Origin of the sequence: Streptomyces sp. NBC_00466, assembly GCF_041433995.1 — a bacterium.
Taxonomy (GTDB): Bacteria; Actinomycetota; Actinomycetes; order Streptomycetales; family Streptomycetaceae; genus Streptomyces.
This window is the reverse complement of the sequence record NZ_CP107896.1, coordinates 3,072,161-3,093,421: the sequence shown is the minus strand read 5'-3', so window position 1 is coordinate 3,093,421 and position 21,261 is coordinate 3,072,161. Positions and strand designations below refer to the sequence as shown.

The following is a 21,261-nucleotide window of genomic DNA, read 5'->3' as shown; positions in this document are numbered from 1 at the left end:
GCTGCTCCTTCGGCGGACCGCGGGCCAGTGTGCCACCGCCGGTCCGCGCAGCTGAGGCCGGTACGGCCCAGAGCCCGGCGGCTGGGGCCGGTACTGCTCCAGCCCTGCGGCTGAGGCCGGCACTGCTACAACCCCGCAGCTGAACCGCAACTGAGAGCGGTACCGCTACAGCCCCGCAGCGGCGGCTGCCTCGCGGAACACCGCCTCCAGCATCGGCCGCGTCAGCAGCCCGGTGTTCACATTGCGCCGGCTCGGGTGGTAGCAGCCGAAGAGCCGCAGCTCGTCGCGGCCGTCCGTACCGGCGAGCACCACCTGCGCGCCGTGGCCGAACACCGGCCGCGGCCGGGGCAGCCGCCAGCCCGCGTCGGCGAGTACGGGCAGCAGGGCCTGCCAGCCGAAGCCGCCGAGCACCACCACCGCGCGCAGCCCGGGACTCAGCAGCGCCAGCTCCGCCGCCAGCCAGGGCCGGCAGGTGTCGCGCTCCTCGGTGGTGGGCTTGTTCTGCGGCGGCGCGCAGTGCACCGGGGCGGCCATCCGTACTCCGCGCAGGGTGAGCCCGTCGTCGGCGGCGGTGGCGGTCGGCTGCGAGGCCAGGCCGACGGCGTGCAGCCCCGCGACCAGGAAGTCGCCGGCCGGGTCGCCGGTGAACATCCGCCCGGTCCGGTTCCCGCCGTGCGCCGCGGGTGCCAGCCCCACCACGGCCAGCGCGGCGTCGGCGGGCCCGAAGCCGGGGACGGGCCGCCCCCAGTACTCCTGGTCCCGGTACGCGGCCCGCTTCTCCACGGCCACCTGCTCCCGCCAGGCCACCAGCCGGGGGCAGGCGCGGCAGTCGACCACCTGGGCGTCCAGCGCGCCGAGTGTGGCGCAGCCGGGCGCCCGGCTCGCGGGGAAACGCCGGTCGTCGGCGCTCGGCTGCGGCTCTGACGCCCGTGACTCCGACTCGGCCATCCGGCCACGGTACGGGGCGTGCGCGCAACGGTCCCGGCGGCGCGGAAAACCTGTCGCCCGGCCGGGGCACGCGCCGGTACCCTCGCGAGGCTCGGTCCAGCGGGCCCAGCAGGCCCAGCGGGCCCAGCAGGCCCAGCAGGCCCAGCGGGCCCAGCAGGCCCAGAGGGTTCAGAGAAATCAGCGGAAGAGGAAGACGATGCGGCAGTTCCACGGAGTCATCAGGCCGTCTCTCTCTTCCATCCCCCCTGAGGACCTCTGTGCCCGACACCATCCTGAATCCCGGAACCACCCTGAACCTGGGCGTGCTCGCCCACATCGACGCCGGTAAGACCAGCCTCACCGAACGGCTGCTGCTCGACAACGGTGCCATCTCCGAACTCGGCAGCGTCGACGCCGGCAGTACGCAGACGGACACCGGCGAGATCGAGCGCGAGCGTGGCATCACGATCCGTTCGGCGGTGGCGCCCTTCGCCGTCAGCGGCGCCGGGGGCCTGCAGATCAACCTGGTGGACACCCCGGGCCACCCCGACTTCATCGCCGAGGTGGAGCGGGCGCTGTCCGTGCTCGACGGCGCGGTTCTCGTGCTGTCCGCCGTCGAAGGCGTACAGGCGCAGACCCGTGTCCTGCTGAGGTCGCTGCGCCGGCTGCGGCTGCCGACGCTGCTCTTCGTCAACAAGATCGACCGCGCGGGCGCGCGCTCCGACAGCCTGCTGGCCGACATCCGCGCCAGGCTCACCCCGGACATCCTCGCCATGAGTGCGGTGCGGGACGCGGGAACGGCAGCCGCCCGGACGGCCGTACGGTCCCTGCAGCAGCCGGAGTTCCGTATGACGGCCGCCGAGGCGCTCGCCGAACACGACGACGCCCTGCTGGCCCGGCTCGTGGCGGGCGAGCTGCCGCCGGCCGACGACGTGCACGCCCTGCTCACCCGGCAGTGCGGGGCCGGGCTGCTGCACCCGGTCTTCTTCGGCTCGGCCCTGACCGGCGAGGGCATCGCCGCCCTCACGGACGGCATCGCCGCACTGCTGCGCCCGCCCCGGACAGCCGCCGAGCCCGCCGCGGCAGCCCCGGCGGCCGGAACCGGCCCGTGTGGCACGGTGTTCGCCGTCGAGCGCACGGGCGCCGGTGAGAAGGTCGCGTACCTCAGGCTGTTCTCGGGAGAGGTACGCGAACGGCAGCGTGTCACCTACTGGCAGCGTGAACCCGGCGGGAAACAGACCGAGTTCAGCGGCCGGATCACCGGCCTCGACGTCGTGTCCGTCCCCGGCGCCCCGGACACCCGTGGTGCGCACGGCGCCGCGGGCCAGAAGCCCGGCCGGCGGCTGACGGCGGGCAGTATCGGCCGGGTGCGCGGTCTGCCGGGTATCCGGGTCGGGGACCGGCTGGGCGCGCCCGACGACCGGCCGGAGCAGTTCCACTTCTCGCCGCCGAGCCTGGAGACGGTCGTACGGGCGTGTGGTCCCGGGCAGCAGGCGCGGCTGCACGCGGCCCTGTTGGCGCTCGCGGACGAGGACCCGCTGATCCGCACCCGGGCGGCGGGCGGCGGCGCGACCTCCGTACTGCTCTACGGGGCCGTGCAGCAGGAGGTGCTCACGGCGCGGCTGGAGCGGGACTTCGGCCTGGAGGTGGTGTTCGAGCCGGTCCGCCCGGTGTACTTCGAGCGGCCGGCCGGCCGGGGGGAGGCGCTCACCGAGATCGACCGGCACGGCGACAACGACTTCCTGGCGACGGTGGGCCTGCGCGTCGAATCCGCCCCGTGCGGCGCCGGCGTCACCTTCGCGCGTGAGACCGAGTGGGGCGCGCTGCCCCGCGCCTTCCACCGCGCCATCGAGGAGTCCGTGCTGCGGACCCTACAACAGGGCCTGTACGGCTGGGAGGTGACCGACTGCACGGTCACGCTCACCCGGACCGGCTACATGTCGCCGCTCACCGTCGCCGCGGACTTCCGGCAGCTCACGCCGCTGGTCCTGATGCGCGCGCTGCGACGTGCGGGCAGCCGGGTCTTCGAGCCGTGCCAGACGCTGGAGGCGGAGATTCCGGAGGACGCGCTCCACACGGTCGTCGGCTGCCTCGTGCCGCTCGGGGCCGAGATCACCGGCTCCACCACGGCCGGCTCGTCCTGGCTGGTCACGGCGGAGCTGCCGGTCAGGCGGGTGCAGAAGTTCCAGAAGGCACTGCCGGGGCTGACCCGCGGGGAGGGCACGGTGTGGTCCCGTCCGGGGGAGGACCGCCCGGTGCGCGGCCCGGCGCCGACCCGTCCGCGCACCGACGGCAATCCACTGAACCGGGAGGAGTACCTGAGGTTCCTCGCCGACCGGAGCCTTGCCGACTGAGCAGGGGCCGGGGCGGGCGGTACGGGTCCGGCGGAGGGCCGTAACCCATCCGTGCACGGCGTTGCGGGGCGCATTACCCTGCCGAGCATGATTCGCGCTGTGGTGTTCGATGTCGGTGAGTGCCTTGTGGACGAGACCCGCGAGTACGGAACCTGGGCGGACTGGCTGGGGGTGCCCCGGCATACGTTCGCGGCCATGTTCGGGGCGGTCATCGCGCAGGGGCGGGACTACCGCGAGACGTTCCAGGAGTTCCGGCCGGGGTTCGACCTGGCCGAGGAGCGGGACAGGCGTGCCGAGGCCGGTAAGCCGGAGTGGTTCGGCGAGGACGACCTCTATCCGGACGTGCGGCCGACCCTGGCTGGGCTGCGCGGGGCTGGTCTGTGGGTCGGCATCGCGGGCAATCAGACCGTGCGGGCCGGCGGCCTGTTGCGTGGGTTGGATCTGCCGTCCGATCTCATCGCCACCAGCGACGACTGGGGTGCGTCCAAGCCGGACGTGAAGTTCTTCGAGCACGTCATCGAGGCGACGCCTGCCGAGCCGGGCGAGATTCTGTACGTCGGCGACCGGCTCGACAACGACATCCGCCCGGCCGTGCAGGCGGGGCTGCTGACCGCGCTGATCCGGCGGGGCCCCTGGGGCACCATCCAGCAGGGCGATCCGGAGGCCGACGCGATCACCACGATGCGGATCGACTCGCTGGCGGAGCTGCCGGAGAGGATCGCCGGGTTCAACGCTGGAGGGCGCTGACCGTCGTTCCCCAGTCGTAGAGCCGGTCGTCGAAGTCCCGCACGCACTGCTCGTTCTGCCACGGAGCGAGCGTGCGACGCACTTCGCGTACGCGGTCCATGCCTGTGGCGTACCAGGTGAGGGCGAGCTGATCGAGGGCTTGGCCGGCGTAGTGACATGCCTCTTGCGGATCGCTGTCGGCGGCTGCCACCGCGGCCAAGTCTCCCAAAACGACAGTGCGTTGCTTTGCCGACTCGGGCGGCAGGTCTTCGAGCACCTGCTGAAGGGTTTCGCGAGCTTGAGGGAGGTGGCCTGCTTTGAGTTGGGTGTTGCCCTTGAAGGCTGCCAGGCGGACGGGGCTGAACCAGTCCATCCAGACGGGTGTGGTGTGCTCGGTGCCGGCGGTGAGGATGTCTTCGGCGTGGCCGATGAGGTGCAGGGCGGTACGGGTGTTTCCGCAGCGGGTCTCGCACTCGGCTTCGACGGCGTCCAGCCAGGCGTGGAACTCTGCGGATGCGGGTCCGCGGCGGGCGTAGGTGCGGGCCGCGACCATTCGCTCCACTGCCGCTTCGCGTTCACCTGCCCAGCCCGGGATGAAGGCTGTGTGCGCGAGGATCGCCGATCCCAGGAGCGGATCGTCGGCCTCGCCGGCGGCTTGAAGGGCGCGCAGCAGGGTGTCGCCGGCCTGGTCGGGTTGGCGGAAGTCGAAGAATTCGATGCGGCCTGCCAGCAGGTAGGACTCGGCGAGTGCGGCTGCGAGTCGGTGCCGGGCGGGTTCGACCGTCTCGGGCAGAAGCGCGCAGCCCAGCCGCGCGTGCTCCAGAATCGCAGGGTGCAGTGTGGCTGGTGCGACGGACCAGTAGAGGTGCCGATGGGAGCGGGTCACCGCTTCGTAGTTGGCTCCAACGCTCGTCGGCTGTGTAACCGCGACGGATTGGGTGGGCACCGTGGCCAGGCGCGTGCCGGGCATGGAACGGGCCGCCGAGGCCGGGCGGTGCTGACCGTCCGGATGTTGCCCTGAGCCCCAGGGAGCCGTGAAGCCGAGGTCCTCGGCGTCCTGGCCCAGCAGATGGGTGAGCACACGACGGATGTCCGGCTGGGGCCACGGTGGATTGGTGGATTCCCACCTCCGGATCTGGCGGACACCGACGGCCAGTCCTCGGATGCCGAGCTGCGGTGCGGCCTTTGTGATGGCGTCCGCGAGGGCCTGCTGCGAGTTGTAGCCGGCCGTCACCCGGGCGGCTTTGAGGCGGGTGTTGCCTATGGGACGGGACATGAACTCCTCCGTGGTCCGAAACCTCACCTGAGGCTCCCACGCTATGTCCCCATCGCGGCACGTACTCATCAACCAGGTGAAGGAAAGCCCTCTTGAAGTCCTCCGGGTGACCCTTTGAAGTCCTCGAAGGGGACGTCCCGTCTCGCGAAGATGACGGCTCCACACATTCAAGCCTCGGTGTTCGGTGAGGAGTTGTCCCTTTGTGTCACAAGAGATCCCGGAACCACCCACGATGCGCACGGTAGCTAGCTGCGAGATCCAGGGCGCCGGATTCCGTTGGGACGCCGTACGCGTACCAAGAGGCGTCGGGGTACGTGTGCTGATCGCTCTCGGACCTCGTAGCGGTGCCGTGATCGAAGATCCGCGTGAACCGGCCTTCTACTGGTTCGTACGGACGGGCACTGCGGCCGTCTGGAACGTGCCCGACACGCGGCCGCTCGGCCTGAACCAGCACCTTGTCGTCCCTCCACTGCATCGCGTGCGCGGGCCCGGGCTCCACTGGCGGGTCTCTCCCGGGACCGCTCCGATGCTGACGGACGCCCAGGTTCTGCACGCGGCAGTCGAAAGCGTGACAGCTCCTCTCCGAAGGCCAGTTACGGAGACGACATGACCGCTCTCCTGCACTCGGGCCCCGCACGGCAGCGCTTCGGCGTGTTGGCCGTGGCCCAGCCTCCGGGCCCTGACCTTCTCGGCATGGTTCTTGGCCTCATATGGGGCCTCGGTTCGCTCCTCGCCGTTGGCGGGCTTGCCTACCTCACCCAGCACAGCCCAGCGCCGATGCAGGCAGGCAGCGCAGCCGCATCCGCCCCTGACCTGCCCGTCAGCTCCTGACCCGGTCAGCACAGCAAACAAATTTGCCAGGCACGCCTCAGCCGGCTCTCTCCCTCCAAGCTGCCGGCGTGCCATGCCGAAGGAGCAACGCCACATGTTCCAGCACCGTGCTTTACGGAACGTCAGCGAAGATGTCCCGATCCATGTGTCGATGGACCGGACACTGCGCGTCAAAGTCATCGATGCCTGTGGCATGACGTGCACGTTCTGCCACAACGAGGGCACACCGGTCAGCGCCGACAACCATCCGCGCCGGCCCGAACGTTTCACCTCCACCGGCCCATCCGGCCGGACCTCCCTTTACGTCGCCACCAACGGCGCCCGCTTCACCAGTGCCCCGGTCATCCCGGACGAGGCGTTCCGCGGCGCCCTCACCCAACTCGGCGACGCACTGCACTGCGACGAGATCCACCTCACCGGTGGGGAGCCGACCCTGCATCCCAAGCTGCCGCAGATCGTCGCCCTCGCACGACAGGTCGGCTACTCGGTCAGTGTCACCTCGAACGGCGAGAACGGTGTGAGGTCCTTGCCCGGTTGCGCGGACGCCGGACTCGCGCACGTCAACTTCTCGATCTTCGGCACCACCCCCGACGAGCTCTCGCAGGTTCAGAGCACACGGTTCAGGGTCCGGCCGCTGGCAACGCGCAAGATCGAAGCGCTGGAGGACTCGATCCGCCTCGCCCTATCGCTCGGCATCGGAGTGCGGGCGAACATCGTCATCCCCGATCACACCCACGTACAGCGGATCCACCGGCTGTTGGAGAAGTACTCGCCGAGATTATCCGTGCGGGTACTGACATCGCTGGCTGACGGCGATGCGTCTCTCGACGCCGTCGATCTCCTCCTGGCCGAGCTCGGTGCCGTCCCGCAGGAGATCCGGCTGATCGCAGGTACGTCAGGTTTCCGCATCACCTATCAGCTTCCGTCAGGCCGGCAGCTCATGGTGAAGCACATCCGTTCCCTGCGACTGCCCGACACGTGTGCCGGATGCAGATTCAACAACAGCGTTGACTGCCACGAGGGTTACTACGGGGTGCGGCTCTACCGCGACCCGGAAGGAACCTTCCACGTCGGCGTGTGTATTCAGCGCATGGACCTGTGTCTGCCCGTGGAAGAGTTCGTCGGCAGCGACACGTGCGCCGAGATCAGGAAGATGCGCGAGCAGGACCTGCACGACCTGACCGCGTAGAAGCGGAACCAACGAGAGCGAGGATGCTGTGGCCCAGCACGAATACGAAGCCAAGTTCCTGAACATCGACGTGGACGCCGTACGCGACCAACTGCGAGCGGCCGGGGCCGAGCTGGCCTTCGGCAAGACCCTGTTCACCCGCCTGATCTTCGAGAACGACGCCGTCCAGGGCGAGCAGTGGCTGCGCCTTCGGGACGAGGGCGGCAAGGCCACCCTCACGCTCAAGCAGGTCACCGACGCCTCCCACATCAATGGCACCACCGAGATCGAGATCGAGGTGAGTGACCTGGAACGGACCGCGGAACTTCTCGCGGCCGTTGGCCTGCGCCAGGTGCGGTACCAGCAGAATTACCGCGAGGAGTGGCACCTCGGCGGCGTCGCCTACGACTTCGACACCTGGCCGGACCTGCCCACCTTCCTGGAGATCGAGAGCAGCTCCGAAGAGGCCGTACGCAAGGCGGTGGCCTCGCTCGGACTCGACTACACCGAGGCCCGCTTCGGCAGCATCGATCTGATCTACAAGAGCGAGCGGGGCAGGGACATCCTCGTCGAACCGACTCTCCTCTTCGGCTGACACCTTGCCCCTGGCTGTTTGCCGCAGTTGGTGCCCGCCTGCGCCCCAACAGGCGGGCACTCCAACTCGCCGACAATGCCAGGCGTTTATAGAGGTGCACGAGGAATTGCCCTCAAAACGCTTTGGGTCCTGAAGTGAAAAGCTCTCCGGCTGACCACTTGTGGAGTTTTCAGAGGGATGGCTGCCTGAGCTCGGTGACCGTCGGTCCGACCGGCCACAGTTCACATCGTGAGGCGAATTGGGTTCCGGGGAACGCGAAGTTTCCCCGGCCGGATTCGGACTGCGGCCCCCGCCTCAGCCGAGCGGCTTGTCCAGGACCGCCTTGCGGTGGCTGAACGTCTCCAGCGAGTACCGGCCGTGATAGCGGCCCATCCCGCTCTCGCCCACCCCGCCGAACGGCAGCTCGGGCACGGTGAGATGGGCCACCGGCAGGCCGAAGCCGAGGCCGCCCGACGAGGTCTCGGTGGTGAGCCGGTCGCGGGTCAGCACCGAGTCCGTGAACGCGTACAGCGCCAGTGGCTTGTCCCGGTCGTTGATGAACTCGATGGCCTCGTCGAGCCCCTCGACCTCCACGATGGGCAGGATCGGGCCGAAGATCTCCTCGCCCATGACCGGTGAACCGGGCGCCACTTCGGCGAGCACGGTGGGCGCGAGGTAGCGCTCCGCGCGGTCGCTGTCGCCGCCGACCACGAGCCTGCCCGAGCCGAGCAGGCCGGTCAGCCGGTCGAAGTGGCGCTCGTTGATGATCCGGCCGTAGTCGTCGGAGGTGGCCGGGTCGGCGCCGAACAGCTCCCGTACGGCCGAGGTCAGCGCGGTCTCCAGCTCCCGGGCGGTCGCGGGGTCGGTGAGGACGTAGTCCGGGGCGACGCAGGTCTGGCCCGCGTTGAGGAACTTGGTCGACGCGAGCCGGGTGGCCACCGCCGTGAGGTCCGTGCCCCGGTCGACGAACGCCGGTGACTTGCCGCCCAGTTCGAGGGAGACGGGCGTCAGATGCTCGGCGGCGGCCCGCATCACGATGCGGCCCACGGCGCCGTTGCCGGTGTAGAAGATGTGGTCGAAGTGCTCGGCGAGCAGGGCGGTGGTCTCCGGTACGGCGCCCTCGACCACGGTCACCGCGTCACGGTCGAGGTAGCGCGGCAGCAGTTCGGCGACGGCCCGCGAGGTGGCGGGGGCCACTTCGCTGGGCTTGGCGACGACACAGTTGCCCGCGGCGAGCGCCCCGGCGACCGGGGCGAGGAGCAGCTGAAGCGGGTAGTTCCACGGGGCGATCACCAGGACGACGCCCAGCGGATCCAGCACGGTCCAGGCACTCGCCGTACCGAGGTGCTCCGGTACGTCGACGGGCTCGGGCCGCAGCCAGCCCTCAAGCCGCTCCAGGGTGTGGTCGATCTCGCGCACGGTGAAGTCGATCTCCGTACGGAACGCCTCGCGCTGGCTCTTGCCCAGGTCGGCGTGGAGCGCGGTGGCCAGTTCCTGGCGGTGCCCGGTCAGCATCGCCCGCAGGCCGTGCAGCTGTTCGGTGCGCCAGGACAGGGTCTTGGTCCGGCCGGTACGGAAGGTGGCACGCAGCCGGGCGACGGCTTCGGCGGGCTTCTCGGGGGGCTGCACGGACACGGATGCTCCTCGGTTGGGTTCGTTCGTCGGACCGGTACGGACGGCCGTTCAAGTATGTGTATTTACCAAAAGGGGCGCTCCCTCCCCGGTCCCCGATCGGTTCTCGCCCGGTTCCCGCCTGGTTCTCGCCCGGAACGAAATGCACGCCTCAGGCAACAGGTTCGTCCTCCGTTCGGGTATGCGTTGCGGCATTCGGTCTCAGCAATCGGGTCCTGCGCACATCCCTTGCCCAAGGCTCGGGGAGACACCCGTGCTGTCCGGCGCGGGGGAGGAGATGGGACGCGATGGGTACCGATCACATCGACACCGGGTTGCTGAAGGAGCTGACCGAGCAGTCGCAGGATTTGAACAGCGACGCGCTCCGGATGACGAACTCCGCGCTGGCGGATTTCGCCGAAACGGCCGAATCCTCAAGCCGCCGCTGGTGGCAGCGCCGGGGCACTCTGCTGGGGGCCGCGGGCGTGGCGACCCTGCTGGGCGCCGGACGCGCGGCGGCGGCGTCGAGCACCGACGTCATGGCACTCCAGACGGCCGCCTCGCTGGAGAACCTGGCGGTGAGCGTCTATCACACCGCGGCCGGGCTGCCGTTCATCAAGACCGGCAACAAGACCGTGCTGGCCTTCATCACGAAGACGGCGCAGCAGCACACCGCACACGCCCAGGCGTTCAACGCCGCCGCCCAGAAGGCGGGCGGCAAGGAGCAGACGGGCACGGACCCGAAGTACGCGGCGGTGGTCAAGAAGACGCTGCCGACACTCAAGACGTCGGCGGACGTGGTGAAGCTGGCCATCTCGCTGGAGGACGTCGCGGCGCAGACGTACACCAAGAACATTGGGCAGGTCCACGACACGAGCCTGCGTCAGCTCTTCGCCTCGGTCGCGCCGGTGGAGGCCCAGCACCGCGCCACGCTGCTGGCCGTGCAGGCCCTGCTGGCCGACGGGAAGACGAACCTCATCGCCATCCCCACGGACGTCGCGAAGCTCCCCGCAGCCATCGGCAGCGTCGGATTCCCGGACGCCTTCTACCCCACCAAGATGGCTTCTCCGGTCAGTGAAGGGGCCGTGAAATGAGCAGCAGCAGGGGCAGCTGGGAGCTGCCGATCAGCGAGGGCGAGCTGTCCCGTCTGACGAGCGAGATGGACGAGGCCCACCGGGCTGCACTTCCCGTCATGGCCGCGTCCGCCCGTGACCTGTCGACGGAGCTCAAGGACCTGGGGGCCTGCGGTTCCGAGCCCGCCCACGAAGAGGGTTCGCGTCTGGCGCGCCGCCGCTTCCTGGCCGGCGCCGGTGCCTCGGCGGCCATGCTGGCGCTCGCCGCGTGCGGCGGGAAGTCGTCCACCACGCCGACCGGCGGGAGCGTGTCCGGCTCCCCGTCGGCGGGCGCCTCGGCATCCTCGTCGGCCAGTGCTTCGGCGTCCGCGTCGGGCGGGTCCTCCACGTACACCGGCGACCTGAAGGCCGTCGCCCTGTCGGTGGCCCTGGAGAACCAGGCCGTCGCTGCCTACCAGGCGGCTCTCAAGGCGGCCAACGCGGGAAAGCTCGGCAAGGTGCCGCCGGCCATCGCGACGTTCATCCAGACCGCGATGGCGCAGCACAAGGACCACGCCGACGCGTGGAACGGCGTGCTCACCAGCGCGGGCAAGCCCAAGATCACCGATGTGCCGCTCTCCGACCAGGCCGCCGTCACCAAGGCGCTCGGTCAGGTCAAGGACGTCACAGGGGTGGCCAAACTGGCGCTCCAGTTGGAGGATCAGGCCACCGAGACCTATGTGTTCGCGACGTACAACGTCAAAAGCCTGGGCGGGGTCAACACGGCGGCGACCATCGCTCCGGTCGAGGCCATGCATGCCGCGATCCTGCACTACGTGCTGGGCCAGTACCCGGTCCCGGACGCCTTCATCGGTACGAAGAAGGCGGCCAGTCCCAGCCTGCTGACTGTCTGACTCCGTCCGTCCCCCTCCCCGGACCCGCCCGCCCGTCCCCTTCCGGCTCCCCGGCCAGGTGCGTACCTCCCCCACGCGCCTGGCCGGGGCCGGGTCTGCCGCCCCGAAGACCACCGGAGACACGATGCTCACTCGTACCCGCAGGCCGCGTGTGGCGGTCGCCGCAGCCGCGCTCTGCATGCTGACCGCTGTCACCGGCTGCTCGGACAGCGGATCGAAGTCCTCCTCGACGTCGACCACTCCGACGGCCGCGGCGAGCGGCAAGGGCAACCAGATCACGATCCAGAGCTTCGCGTTCACACCCGCGGACCTGACCGTCGCCCCGGGTACGACGATCACGGTGACGAACAAGGACTCGACGCTCCACACCCTGACGGCCACCGGCAAGAAGGCGTTCGACACGGGTGACATCGCCGCGGGGAAGACGGTCACCTTCAAGGCGCCGTCCGCCAAGGGCAAGTACCCCTACTTCTGCACCATCCACCAGTACATGAAGGGCTCGCTCACGGTCAGCTGACCCGTGACCGGCGCCCGCCCCGCTGTACGCCGCACGACACGTACGTAACCACACACCCGCTCGCGACCACGCGCCCGCTCCACCGTGCCGGGAAGGGACCCCGGGCCGGGAAGGGACCCCGGGCCGGGAAGGGACCCCCATGCCGTCCGATCCCTCACTCGCCACGCCGCCGGGCGACACCGGCAGTCCGGCCCGCCGCCCCTTGCGGGCGCTGCTCTGTCTGCTGGCCGCCGCCGGGCTGGCCGTCGACGCCTATGTGCACGCGAACCTCTCCGACCGCTACGACCTCATCTCGGCGAGCATCAGCCAGGGCACGCTGTTCCGGATCGAGGCCGGGGTGGCCGGGCTCGCGGCCCTGCTCGTGCTGGTCTGGCGCCGCGCCGTGTCCGACGCGTTCGCCTGGCTGGTCGCGGCGGGCGGTCTGGCGCTGCTGCTCGTCTACCGGTACATCAACGTCGGCACGCTCGGCCCGGTGCCGAACATGTACGAGCCGATCTGGTTCTGGGACAAGAAGCTCGTGGTGATCGCGCAGGCCGTGACCATCGTCGCGACCACCCTGCTGCTGCTCACCGGCTCCTACCGCCGCCGGTTCACCGAGCGCCGCCGGAGCCGTCGCCGGGTCGAGTGACAGCGGACGGCTCGGCCGCCGGTTCCGCGGCGGGCAGCGGGGACTGCGCGGACGGGCGGTCCGGGCCGGGCCGGGCCGCTGTCCGTACCCGGCGCAGCGTCACCGCGCTGAGCAGCGCCACCGCGACCAGGCAGCCGCAGTAGAGGGTGAGTCCGTTCCACGCCCCCGCGGAGTACGCGATACCGCCCACGGAACCACCGACCGCGCTGCCGATGTAGTAGAAGAACAGATAGACCGCCGCGCCCTGCACCCCCAGCAGGGTGGACCGCCCGCCGACCCAGCCGCTGGCCACCGCGTGGGCCGCGAAGAAGCCCACGGTGAAGATCACCAGCCCCGGGATGACCGCGCCGAGCTGCGGGACGAGCATCAGCGCGAGCCCCGCGAGCGTGACCAGCAGCGCGGGCAGCAGCACGCGCGGCCGGCCGTACCGGTCGACCAGCCGGCCCGCGGCGGCCGACGAGAACGAGCCCGCGGTGTACGCGATGAAGAGCAGCCCCGCCGTCGTCTGGGACAGGTTGAACGGCGCGTCGATCAGCCGGAATCCCAGGTAGTTGTAGACGGTGACGAACGCGGCCATCGCCACGAAGCCGATCAGATACAGCCTCAGCAGGGCGCTGTCCGGCAGTGCCCGGCCGATCGCGGACGCGAGCGCGCGCGGCCTGGCCTCCCGGCGGACGAAGCGTACGGACGCGGGCACCGTCAGATGGAAGACCACGGCGGAGACCGCGGCCACCGCGCCGACCGCGCCGATCGCCCAGCGCCAGCTGCCCGTCAGATCCAGTACCCCGTCCGCGACGAGCCGGCCCGCCATGCCGCCGATGCCGTTGCCCGCCACATAGAGCCCCATGGCCTGGCCGAGCGACTCGCGGTGCACCTCCTCGGCCAGGTACGACATCGCCGTCGCCTGGAGTCCGGCGAGCGCGAGGCCCTGGAGCACCCGGAAGACCAGCAGCACCGGGTAGTTGGGCGCGAAGGCCGCCGCGATGCCGAGCAGCGCGGCCGCGCCCAGCGCCAGGCTCATCATCCCGGTCCTGCTCCACGCGTCGGAGAGGGCGGTCAGCGGGACCACGGCGATGGCCATGGCCGCGGTGGAGACCGAGATGGTCAGCGACGAGGCCGCGGGGGACAGGCTGAAGTGGGAGGACAGGGCGGGCAGCAGGGCCTGGACGCAGTACAGCGTCATGAACGTGGTCATCCCGGCGGCGAAGAGCGCTCCGGTGGCCCGGCGGAAACCGGGTGTCCCCCGCGTGTGCGCGGCAGGCGATATGTGCGGGTCAGTCACCGGACGACGGTAGGCCGGGCGCCGTTGATGCGTCCAATGCATGGATGCCCGATATATGTTCCGTATATGGAACGCATGACGCCTACGGACCGCATCGATCGCATGGAACACGCCGCGGTGCAGCGTCTGCCGGCTCCGCTGCTGGGGATGTGCCCCGACCTCGTACGGTTCGTGACGGTGGCCGGCCTTGAGCATCTCTCCGCCGCCGCGAGCGAGCTGGGCACCCCCCAGTCGACGGTCAGCCGCAGCGTCGCCCGGCTGGAGGCGGCCGTCGGCACCCCGCTCTTCGACCGCGAGGGTCGGGGGCTGCGGCTGACCCGGCAGGGCCGCGCCTTCCTGGCCCGGGTGCAGCGGGGCCTGGAGGAGATCGCGACGGGCTGCGAGGAGCTGCGTCTTGCCACCGACATGCCGGGCACCGTCGCCCTGGGCTTCCTGCCCGCGCTCGGCTCGGCGCCGGTGCCGCTGCTTGTCAGCTGGTTCCGGGACCGGCACCCGCAGGTCCGCTTCCAGCTGGTCCAGGACAACGCGCAGGGTCTTCTCGACCGGCTGCGTGCGGGCGAGGTCGATCTCTGTCTGACCTCGCCGCTGCCCGACGAACCGGGCGTCACCACCCTGCCCGTCGCCGCCGAGCCGCTCAGTCTCGTCGTCCCGGCCGGTCACCGGCTGGCCGGGCGGGGCCGGGTCCGGCTGGCGGACGCGGAGCAGGAGGACTTCGTGATGGCCGCCTCCGGTTACGGCCTGCGCCGCCTGGTCAACAGCCTCTGTGCCGCCGCCGGTTTCCCGCCGCGCGTCGCGTTCGAGGGCGCCGAGATCGCCACCATCCGCGGCTTCGTGGCCGCTGGCCTCGGGGTCGCGGTGCTGCCGCCGTCACCGGTCCGGGTCTCCGGCCTCGTGGACCTGCCGCTCGACGACCCGGGGGCCTCCCGCACGGTCGGCCTGACCCGGGTGACGGCCCGCAACCCCACCCCGGTCGTCAGCGACTTCATCGACCTGGTGCTGAGCCGGGCCGAGGAGTGCTTCGGGGCTCCGGCGCCGCGCTGAGCACATCCGGGCCCGCCGGCCTGCCGGTCCGCCAACGCGCCGGTACGGTACGGGGGTTACCCCCACCTGCGGTGTCATGCCTGTCGTATGGGCACGGTGGATCACTTCAACAACCCTTGTCCCATGACCAGTTACGCCCATCAAGGCCTCTTCCGTACGCTCTCCGCGACAGCGGTCGCCACCGCTCTCGCCGTCACCGCCGTACCCGCCGCACAGGCCGGGACGGCGCGCACCGCCTCGTCCGCTCCGGTCCCCGCGCTCACCTGGCGGGCCTGCGCCCAGCCCGGTGGACCCGCAGGCCAGGAGTGCGCCGAGCTGCCCGTACCGCTCGACTACAGCCGTCCGGACGGGCCGCAGCTCACCCTCGCGGTGTCCCGGCTGCGCAGTGACAAGCCGACGGCGCGGCGCGGGGCGCTCATCGTGATCCCCGGTGGGCCCGGCGGGTCCGGGGTGCAGCGGCTGACGGACAAAGGGACCGCGCTGCGCGGGCAGTTGGGCGGTGCGTACGACCTCGTCAGCCTCGATCCGCGCGGGGTGGGCGGCAGTACGCGGGCGAGCTGCGGGCTCGACGCGGCCGACCGGCATCTGGTGACGCTCCGGTCCTGGCCCGCGGCGGACGGCGGGATCGACGGGAACATCGCGAGAGCCCGGCGGACCGCCGATGCGTGCGCCCGCAACGGCGGCCCGGTCCTGCGCAGCCTCACCACGGCCAACGAGGTGCGTGACATCGACCGCTTCCGGCAGGCGCTGGGCGAGGAGAAACTGTCGGCGTGGGGCGAGTCGTACGGGACGTACGTGGGCGCCGAGTACGCGCAGAAGTACCCGCAGCACACCGACCGCTGGGTCCTGGACAGCAACGACGACCCCGACCCGTCGCGCGTCGCCCGCGGCTGGCTGGCGAACATGGCCGTCGGCGTGGAGGACCGGATGCCGGACTTCGCGGCCTGGGCCGCCGATCCCGCCAGGGCGGACGACGGGCTGTGGCTGGCCCGGAAGGCCGACGAGGTGAGGCCGTTGTTCCTCGCGCTGGCCGCGAAGCTGGACCGGGAGCCGAAGGAGACAACCACCCCGGGCGTCCCGCTCACCGGCACCCTGCTGCGGCAGGCGCTGCAGAACGCGCTCGAGAGCGACGACGCGTTTCCGCAGCTGGCTCAGCTGATCAAGGCCGCACAGGACCCGGCCGCGACGCCCGTCCTGACGCCCGATCTCTCGCAGGCCATGCCCGACGAGGACGCGGCGGTGGCGATCGGGGTGATCTGCAACGACGTGCGCTGGCCCGACCCGGTCTCCTCGTACGGGCCCGCGGTGGCGGCCGGCCGCGCCACGTACCCCCTCACGGCGGGGATGCCGGTGAACATCACGCCCTGCACCTTCTGGAAGGACGCACCGGCCGAGCCGCCCGCCCGGATCACCGACCGGGGCCCGTCGGACATCCTGCTGATCCAGAACCGCCGGGACCCCGACACCCCGTACTCGGGCGCCCTGAGGATGCGCGCCGCGTTCGGCGCCCGCGCCCGTCTGGTGACGGTCGACAGCGGCGGGCACGGCTCCTATCTGGGTACCGGGAACGCCTGCGGGGACCGCACCGTGACGCGGTTCCTCACCACGGGACAGCGGCCGGAGTCCGACACGGAGTGCGCGGGCCGATGACCACTCCGGCCGCCCGGCTCTGCCGCCCGCCCGGCCGTGTACGTCAGTCGTGCGCGGCCAGCAGGTGGTCGAGGCGGGCGTCCGGGAACGCCCGCTGGAAGGAGTTGGCCTGCCACTTGTCAGGGAAGAGCGCCAGGACCTCCTTGTCGCGGACCCGGGTCAGCGCCTCGCCCTGGACCAGCCGTGCGCTGTTCAGCGCCTCGCCGCCGGCCACGTCCGTGGACCTGGCCAGGTGGTACGGCAGGAAATCCAGCCGGACCGGCGAGGAGAACTCGCCCGCCATCCGGTGCGTCACCACGTCGAACTGCATGGGCCCCACCGCCGCGAGCACCGGCGACTGGTCGCCGCGCCGTTCCGATACGAGCACCTGCACCACGCCCTCCTCGTCGAGCTGGGCGATCCCGCGCCGGAACTGCTTGGAGCGGCTGATGTCGACCGGGCGTACGGCGGCGAAGTGCTCCGGCGCGAAGGTCGGCATCGGCGGGAACATGGCGGGCGGCCCGTCGTACAGGGTGTCGCCCACCCGGAGCGCAGCCGCGTTGCCCAGGCCGACGACGTCGCCGGGGTAGGCGATGTCGACCATGGAGCGGTCCTGGCCGAAGATGCTGTGCGCGTACTTGGTCGCGAACGGCTTCCCGGTCGTGGCCCGGGTGACCGTCGCGCCCCGCTCGAAGACCCCCGAACACACCCGCAGGAACGCGATGCGGTCCCGGTGCGAGGGGTCCATGTTCGCCTGCACCTTGAAGACGAGCCCGGAGAAGGGCGCGTCGACCGGGCGGGCGGCGCCGCCCTCCATCTCGCGGGCGTGCGGTGCGGGGGCGAGATCGACGATCGCGTCGAGGAGCAGCCGTACGCCGATGTTGGAGACCGCCGCACCGAAGAAGACCGGCGTCGACGTGGCGCCCAGGAACGACTCCGCGTCGAACTCGGCGCCCTCGGCCTGCAGCAGCTGGAGCTCCTCGGTGGCCTGCTCCCAGCGGTCGCCCTCCTCGGCAGCCGCCTGCTCGGCCGTGATGAGCTCCTCCTCGGCCTCGTGGGCGCCGCCGGGCGCGCGGGTGTAGCGCAGCATCTGCTCGGGGGAGCGCGCGTCGATCAGACCGCGCATCTCACCGGCCTCACCGACCGGCCAGGTCACCGGGGTGGGCCGGACGCGCAGCTCGCGCTCGATCTCGTCCAGCAGTTCCAGGGCCTCCCGGCCCGGCCGGTCCCACTTGTTGACGAAGGTGATCACCGGGATACGGCGGTGCCGGCAGACGTCGAAGAGCTTGCGGGTCTGCTCTTCCAGCCCCTTGGCCGCGTCGATGAGCATCACCGCGCAGTCGACGGCGGCCAGCACCCGGTAGGTGTCCTCGGAGAAGTCCGCGTGACCGGGGGTGTCGAGGAGGTTGAGCACATGGCCGCGGTGGTCGAACTGGAGCACCGCCGACGTCACGGAGATACCGCGCGCCTTCTCCATCTCCATCCAGTCGGACGCGACCGCGCGCCGCCCCGACTTCCCGTGCACGGCGCCCGCCTCGGTGATGGCGTGCGCGTGCAGGGCCAGGGCCTCGGTGATCGTCGACTTGCCCGCGTCGGGGTGGCTGATGACCGCGAAGGTCCGCCGCCTGGCGGCCTCGCCCGCCACCCCGCTCACACCGGCTCCGCCGGGGGAGTCCCCATTGCCCGCGGAAGTCCCGTACGTCTGCACCCTCGCCACCAGTCCCTCGTCCGTCCGAACCACCAGTGTGCGGCAAGGCGCCACCCTGCCGGGACCGGCGTCCGGCGCGGGACGGCCGGGGGCGCCCGTTGTGGGACCCTCCAGGGGCGCCGAGAAGGGCCACGGACACGGGACAGGGACAGCGGATGAGTGCACGTTTCCAGGAGATCGACTGGCAGCCCACGCCCATGGGCGACATCAGTCTGCGGCGCAGGCGGGACCCGGCGTCGGGCGACGACGTGTACGAGGTGAAGCTCGGGGACGAGTTCCTGATGTCCAGCCTCTTCACCCTGGGTGAGACCGAGCTCACCCGGCTCGGCCTGGCGGAGCTGCCGGACATCCCGCTGGATGTCGCCGTCGGCGGTCTCGGCCTCGGGTACACGGCGCGGGCCGCGCTGGACGACCCCCGGGTGGCCTCGCTGATGGTGGTCGACGCCCTGGGCGAGGTCATCGACTGGCACCGGCGCGGTCTGGTCCCGCTGGGCGCCGGGCTGGCGTCGGACGACCGCTGCCGGCTGGTCAGGGGCGACTTCTTCGCTCTCGCCGCCGGCCCGGACGGCCTGGACCCCGGGGAACCGGGCCGCCGCTTCCACGCCATCCTGCTGGACGTCGACCACTCACCGCGCCATGTCCTGCACCCCAGCCACGCGGCGCTCTACGGCCCGGCCGGACTGCGCGCCCTCGCCGGCCTGCTGCACCCCGGCGGGGCCTTCGCCCTGTGGTCGAACGACCCGCCGGACGCGGAGTTCGGCGCCGTACTCGCGGAGGTCTTCCCGCACACGGAGGCGCATGTGGTCACCTTCGACAACCCCCTCCAGGGAGGAACGTCGACCAACACGGTCTATGTGGGGCGCACGGGGACCGAGGGGTAGCGGAGGTGGGAGGGCCGGGCGGTCAGGCACCGGACTTGTCCAGCGCGCTCTGCAGGGACTGCATATAGCCCTGGCTGGTGTAGCTGGCCCCCGATACGGCGTCGATGTGCGCGCTGTTGGCGCCCACGGCCTCCTGGGTGAGGCGGGGCAGGGCGTACGAGGCGATCTGCTGGTCCCTGCCGTTCTGGTCGGGCGCCTGGAGAACCCGTACGCCCGTCAGCCGGCCCCCGGTGAGGGTGGCGGCTACCTGGACGGTGCCGTACTGCGTGCCGACCGGGTCGCCGGTGTACGTACCGGCTTTGCTTGCCTTGCCGGTCTTGCCTGCCTTGCTTGTCTTGCCTCCAGTGCCCGTCCCGCCGGTCGTGCCCGTCGTGCCCGTCCCGCCGGCCTTGCCTGCCGTATCCGGTGAACTGGCCGACGGGGCCGTGCTCGTGGGGGTGCGCGGTGCGACGCCCGCCAGGGCGGGCGACTGGTGCGGCTTGAGCGACAGCAGCGCGACGACCAGGGCGCAGGACCCGGCGCTGACCAGGACGGTGCGGCGTATGGCGGTTCTCCTCCGCATGGCGATTCTCCTCATGGATCCCGAGCGCCTCAGAAGGCGAACGATTCGTGGTGGATACGGCGCCCCGGGACCCCTGCTTCCCGCAGCGCCCCGATCGCGGTCTCCGTCATTCCGGGCGGCCCGCACAGATACACGTCGTGCTCGGCCAGGCCGGGGACCAGCTCGGCCAGTGCCTCCGCGGTGAGCGGTACGGAGAGGTGGGCGGGCTCGTCGACGGCGTAGTGGACGACGGCGTGCCGGCGTGCGGCGATCGCGTCGAGCTCGGAACGCAGGGCCAGATCCTCGGCCCGCCGGGCGAGGTAGACGAGGGTCACCCGGCCCGGCAGCGTCTCGAACAGGGTCCGCAGCGGGGTGATGCCCACGCCCGCTCCCAGGAGCAGCACCTTGGCGCTGGTGCGCCGGTCCGCGGTGAACGCGCCGTACGGGCCCTCGGCCCAGACCCGGGTGCCGGGCGCCAGCCGGGCGAGGGCGGCGCTGTGTCCGCCCGCGGCCTTCACGGTGATGCGCAGCGAGCCGGGGTGGGCGGGTGCGGAGAGGGAGTACGGGCTCGCCGTCCACCACAGGCCCCGCGTGAGGAAGCGCCAGCGGAGGAACTGGCCGGGCTGAGCGTCGAGTTCGTCCAGCCGGGCACCGGTGAGGTAGACGGAGACGACGCCCGGCGTCTCGGGCCGCACGGCGGTGACGCGCAGCCGGTGGCGGAGCCCACGGCGTACGGGCACGGCGAACCGGAACCAGACGAGCAGCGCGGCGACCCCGAGGTACAGGGTGTACCAGCCGATCTGTGCCGGGCGGTTGCCGACGAAGTCGGCGCCGTTGGAGAGCTGGTGGAAGAAGGTGAGGAAGACGGCCAGATAGGTGGCGAAGTGGAGGTAGTGCCAGGTCTCGTAGCTCATCCTGCGCCGTGCGGCGCGGGCGGAGATGATGCCGGTCACCACGAAGAGCAGGAATCCGGCGGTGCCCTTGAGGAGATCCGGGTAGTGCAGGACCAGGGTGGACGTCTGGCTCACGACGTCCGTGTGCGAGGCCAGCGAGTAACCCCAGATGATCATCAGGGTGTGGGTGAGCGCGAGCGACACCGTGAACCGGCCGCCCGTGGCGTGCCAGCGGGCCAGTCTGTCCGTGCCGATGCTGCGGTCGAGGGCGGGTATCCGGGCCATCAGGGCCAGCAGGACGGCCAGGGCGTACCCGGCGAGCAGGCCGGTGATCCGGCCCGCGTTCGTCAGCCACCCCGACAGCCCGACGACGGCGTTCGTGTCGCTCCACCACATGACGAGCACCCCGGCGGCTCCGGCCCAGATCAGCAGGGGCGCGAGGAAGGGGACGACACTGCGCCGTGCACGCCGGTGGCGCAGGCCACGGCGCCCGCCGTCGGTGCCGGTGCCGGTTTCGGATGTGGTGAAGATGGCGGCCATGCCCCTCCTCGGTCGGTTCGCTCCGGTCGTCTGGTTCATCTGGTTCATCGGGTTCGCCCGACTCGTCGGATGCGTCGGACTCGTCGGATGGGCCAGACTGGCAGTGGATTCTCTGCGTACCTTCTGAAGTGGGCCCCGAAGCGGTACGGGAGCTGGATTCAAGGGGGC

Annotated in this window: 19 protein-coding genes; 12 read left to right on the top strand and 7 right to left on the bottom strand. The window is 71.1% G+C overall.

The window, feature by feature from the left end:
- Positions 1-165: 165 nt before the first annotated feature.
- Entirely contained in the window at positions 166-948 is a 783-nt protein-coding gene (locus tag OG210_RS13625) for a uracil-DNA glycosylase (RefSeq protein ID WP_328329208.1), read from the bottom strand.
- A 257-nt stretch (positions 949-1,205) separates the two neighbouring features.
- Here OG210_RS13625 and OG210_RS13620 point away from each other — a divergent pair, with 257 nt between their 5' ends.
- Together OG210_RS13620 and OG210_RS13615 are read left to right on the top strand one after the other, a co-directional pair.
- Positions 1,206-3,281 (top strand): GTP-binding protein, encoded by a 2,076-nt coding sequence (locus OG210_RS13620; RefSeq protein ID WP_371536641.1) that lies wholly within the window; start codon positions 1,206-1,208, stop codon positions 3,279-3,281.
- 87 nt (positions 3,282-3,368) lie between these two features.
- Positions 3,369-4,028: an HAD family hydrolase gene (locus OG210_RS13615; protein WP_328329212.1), complete on the top strand. Its 660-nt coding sequence runs from the start codon at positions 3,369-3,371 to the stop codon at positions 4,026-4,028.
- On the opposite strand, the gene OG210_RS13610 is transcribed toward OG210_RS13615, so the two are convergent.
- A complete protein-coding gene (locus tag OG210_RS13610) occupies positions 4,009-5,283 on the bottom strand; it encodes a transcriptional regulator (RefSeq protein ID WP_328329214.1) in 1,275 nt (424 codons plus the stop codon). The genes OG210_RS13615 and OG210_RS13610 overlap by 20 nt on opposite strands.
- 606 nt (positions 5,284-5,889) lie before the next feature.
- Between OG210_RS13610 and OG210_RS13605 the strand changes: the two genes are divergently transcribed.
- From OG210_RS13605 to OG210_RS13595, 3 genes are all read left to right on the top strand, one after another.
- Positions 5,890-6,114: a hypothetical protein gene (locus OG210_RS13605; RefSeq protein ID WP_328329216.1), complete on the top strand. Its 225-nt coding sequence runs from the start codon at positions 5,890-5,892 to the stop codon at positions 6,112-6,114.
- A 94-nt stretch (positions 6,115-6,208) separates the two neighbouring features.
- Complete coding sequence (locus tag OG210_RS13600; RefSeq protein ID WP_371536637.1) at positions 6,209-7,303, top strand: radical SAM protein; 1,095 nt, start codon at positions 6,209-6,211, stop codon at positions 7,301-7,303.
- Between the two features lie 28 nt (positions 7,304-7,331).
- Entirely contained in the window at positions 7,332-7,877 is a 546-nt protein-coding gene (locus tag OG210_RS13595; RefSeq protein WP_371536634.1) for a class IV adenylate cyclase, read from the top strand.
- A gap of 294 nt (positions 7,878-8,171) precedes the next feature.
- Here OG210_RS13595 and OG210_RS13590 read toward each other — a convergent pair whose 3' ends face one another.
- Complete coding sequence (locus OG210_RS13590) at positions 8,172-9,491, bottom strand: aldehyde dehydrogenase family protein (protein WP_328329222.1); 1,320 nt, start codon at positions 9,489-9,491, stop codon at positions 8,172-8,174.
- 284 nt (positions 9,492-9,775) lie between these two features.
- Between OG210_RS13590 and OG210_RS13585 the strand changes: the two genes are divergently transcribed.
- The 4 genes from OG210_RS13585 to OG210_RS13570 all read left to right on the top strand — a co-directional run bounded on the left by OG210_RS13585 (position 9,776) and on the right by OG210_RS13570 (position 12,578).
- Positions 9,776-10,561 (top strand): ferritin-like domain-containing protein, encoded by a 786-nt coding sequence (locus OG210_RS13585; protein ID WP_328329224.1) that lies wholly within the window; start codon positions 9,776-9,778, stop codon positions 10,559-10,561.
- On the top strand, positions 10,558-11,433 hold the full coding sequence (locus OG210_RS13580; RefSeq protein ID WP_328329226.1) for a ferritin-like domain-containing protein: 876 nt from the start codon (positions 10,558-10,560) through the stop codon (positions 11,431-11,433). The genes OG210_RS13585 and OG210_RS13580 overlap by 4 nt, the downstream gene beginning before the upstream one ends.
- Before the next feature lie 124 nt (positions 11,434-11,557).
- Positions 11,558-11,950, top strand: coding sequence for a cupredoxin domain-containing protein (locus tag OG210_RS13575; protein WP_328329228.1), 393 nt, complete (start codon positions 11,558-11,560; stop codon positions 11,948-11,950).
- A gap of 139 nt (positions 11,951-12,089) precedes the next feature.
- Positions 12,090-12,578 carry a hypothetical protein gene (locus OG210_RS13570; protein WP_328329230.1) on the top strand — a complete coding sequence of 163 codons (489 nt, stop codon included), beginning with the start codon at positions 12,090-12,092 and terminating at the stop codon, positions 12,576-12,578.
- Here OG210_RS13570 and OG210_RS13565 read toward each other — a convergent pair.
- On the bottom strand, positions 12,541-13,860 hold the full coding sequence (locus tag OG210_RS13565) for an MFS transporter (protein WP_328329232.1): 1,320 nt from the start codon (positions 13,858-13,860) through the stop codon (positions 12,541-12,543). The genes OG210_RS13570 and OG210_RS13565 overlap by 38 nt on opposite strands.
- A 75-nt stretch (positions 13,861-13,935) precedes the next feature.
- Between OG210_RS13565 and OG210_RS13560 the strand changes: the two genes are divergently transcribed.
- On the top strand, positions 13,936-14,901 hold the full coding sequence (locus OG210_RS13560; RefSeq protein WP_371536629.1) for a LysR family transcriptional regulator: 966 nt from the start codon (positions 13,936-13,938) through the stop codon (positions 14,899-14,901).
- Positions 14,902-15,024: 123 nt separating this feature from the next.
- On the top strand, positions 15,025-16,551 hold the full coding sequence (locus OG210_RS13555; RefSeq protein ID WP_371536626.1) for an alpha/beta hydrolase: 1,527 nt from the start codon (positions 15,025-15,027) through the stop codon (positions 16,549-16,551).
- 43 nt (positions 16,552-16,594) lie between these two features.
- Here the strand turns inward: OG210_RS13555 and OG210_RS13550 are convergent, their stop codons facing one another.
- Positions 16,595-18,247 (bottom strand): peptide chain release factor 3, encoded by a 1,653-nt coding sequence (locus OG210_RS13550; protein ID WP_371536623.1) that lies wholly within the window; start codon positions 18,245-18,247, stop codon positions 16,595-16,597.
- 146 nt (positions 18,248-18,393) lie between these two features.
- Between OG210_RS13550 and OG210_RS13545 the strand changes: the two genes are divergently transcribed.
- Entirely contained in the window at positions 18,394-19,119 is a 726-nt protein-coding gene (locus tag OG210_RS13545; protein ID WP_371536620.1) for a spermidine synthase, read from the top strand.
- A gap of 22 nt (positions 19,120-19,141) precedes the next feature.
- Here OG210_RS13545 and OG210_RS13540 read toward each other — a convergent pair whose 3' ends face one another.
- Together OG210_RS13540 and OG210_RS13535 are read right to left on the bottom strand one after the other, a co-directional pair.
- On the bottom strand, positions 19,142-19,681 hold the full coding sequence (locus OG210_RS13540) for an FMN-binding protein (RefSeq protein WP_328329242.1): 540 nt from the start codon (positions 19,679-19,681) through the stop codon (positions 19,142-19,144).
- Positions 19,682-19,710: 29 nt separating this feature from the next.
- Positions 19,711-21,093, bottom strand: a complete 1,383-nt coding sequence (locus OG210_RS13535; protein WP_328329244.1) for a ferredoxin reductase family protein — start codon at positions 21,091-21,093, stop codon at positions 19,711-19,713.
- Positions 21,094-21,261 lie beyond the last annotated feature (168 nt).

Bases quoted from the DNA above. Each gene is read 5' to 3' on its own strand.
- OG210_RS13625 (WP_328329208.1), bottom strand. From the start codon at position 948: ATGGCCGAGTCGGAGTCACGGGCGTCAGAGCCGCAGCCGAGCGCCGAC.
- OG210_RS13615 (WP_328329212.1), top strand. From the start codon at position 3,369: ATGATTCGCGCTGTGGTGTTCGATGTCGGTGAGTGCCTTGTGGACGAG.
- OG210_RS13610 (WP_328329214.1), bottom strand. From the start codon at position 5,283: ATGTCCCGTCCCATAGGCAACACCCGCCTCAAAGCCGCCCGGGTGACG.
- OG210_RS13605 (WP_328329216.1), top strand. From the start codon at position 5,890: ATGACCGCTCTCCTGCACTCGGGCCCCGCACGGCAGCGCTTCGGCGTG.
- OG210_RS13600 (WP_371536637.1), top strand. From the start codon at position 6,209: ATGTTCCAGCACCGTGCTTTACGGAACGTCAGCGAAGATGTCCCGATC.
- OG210_RS13585 (WP_328329224.1), top strand. From the start codon at position 9,776: ATGGGTACCGATCACATCGACACCGGGTTGCTGAAGGAGCTGACCGAG.
- OG210_RS13580 (WP_328329226.1), top strand. From the start codon at position 10,558: ATGAGCAGCAGCAGGGGCAGCTGGGAGCTGCCGATCAGCGAGGGCGAG.
- OG210_RS13575 (WP_328329228.1), top strand. From the start codon at position 11,558: ATGCTCACTCGTACCCGCAGGCCGCGTGTGGCGGTCGCCGCAGCCGCG.
- OG210_RS13570 (WP_328329230.1), top strand. From the start codon at position 12,090: ATGCCGTCCGATCCCTCACTCGCCACGCCGCCGGGCGACACCGGCAGT.
- OG210_RS13560 (WP_371536629.1), top strand. From the start codon at position 13,936: ATGACGCCTACGGACCGCATCGATCGCATGGAACACGCCGCGGTGCAG.
- OG210_RS13555 (WP_371536626.1), top strand. From the start codon at position 15,025: ATGACCAGTTACGCCCATCAAGGCCTCTTCCGTACGCTCTCCGCGACA.
- OG210_RS13545 (WP_371536620.1), top strand. From the start codon at position 18,394: ATGAGTGCACGTTTCCAGGAGATCGACTGGCAGCCCACGCCCATGGGC.
- OG210_RS13540 (WP_328329242.1), bottom strand. From the start codon at position 19,681: ATGCGGAGGAGAACCGCCATACGCCGCACCGTCCTGGTCAGCGCCGGG.
- OG210_RS13535 (WP_328329244.1), bottom strand. From the start codon at position 21,093: ATGGCCGCCATCTTCACCACATCCGAAACCGGCACCGGCACCGACGGC.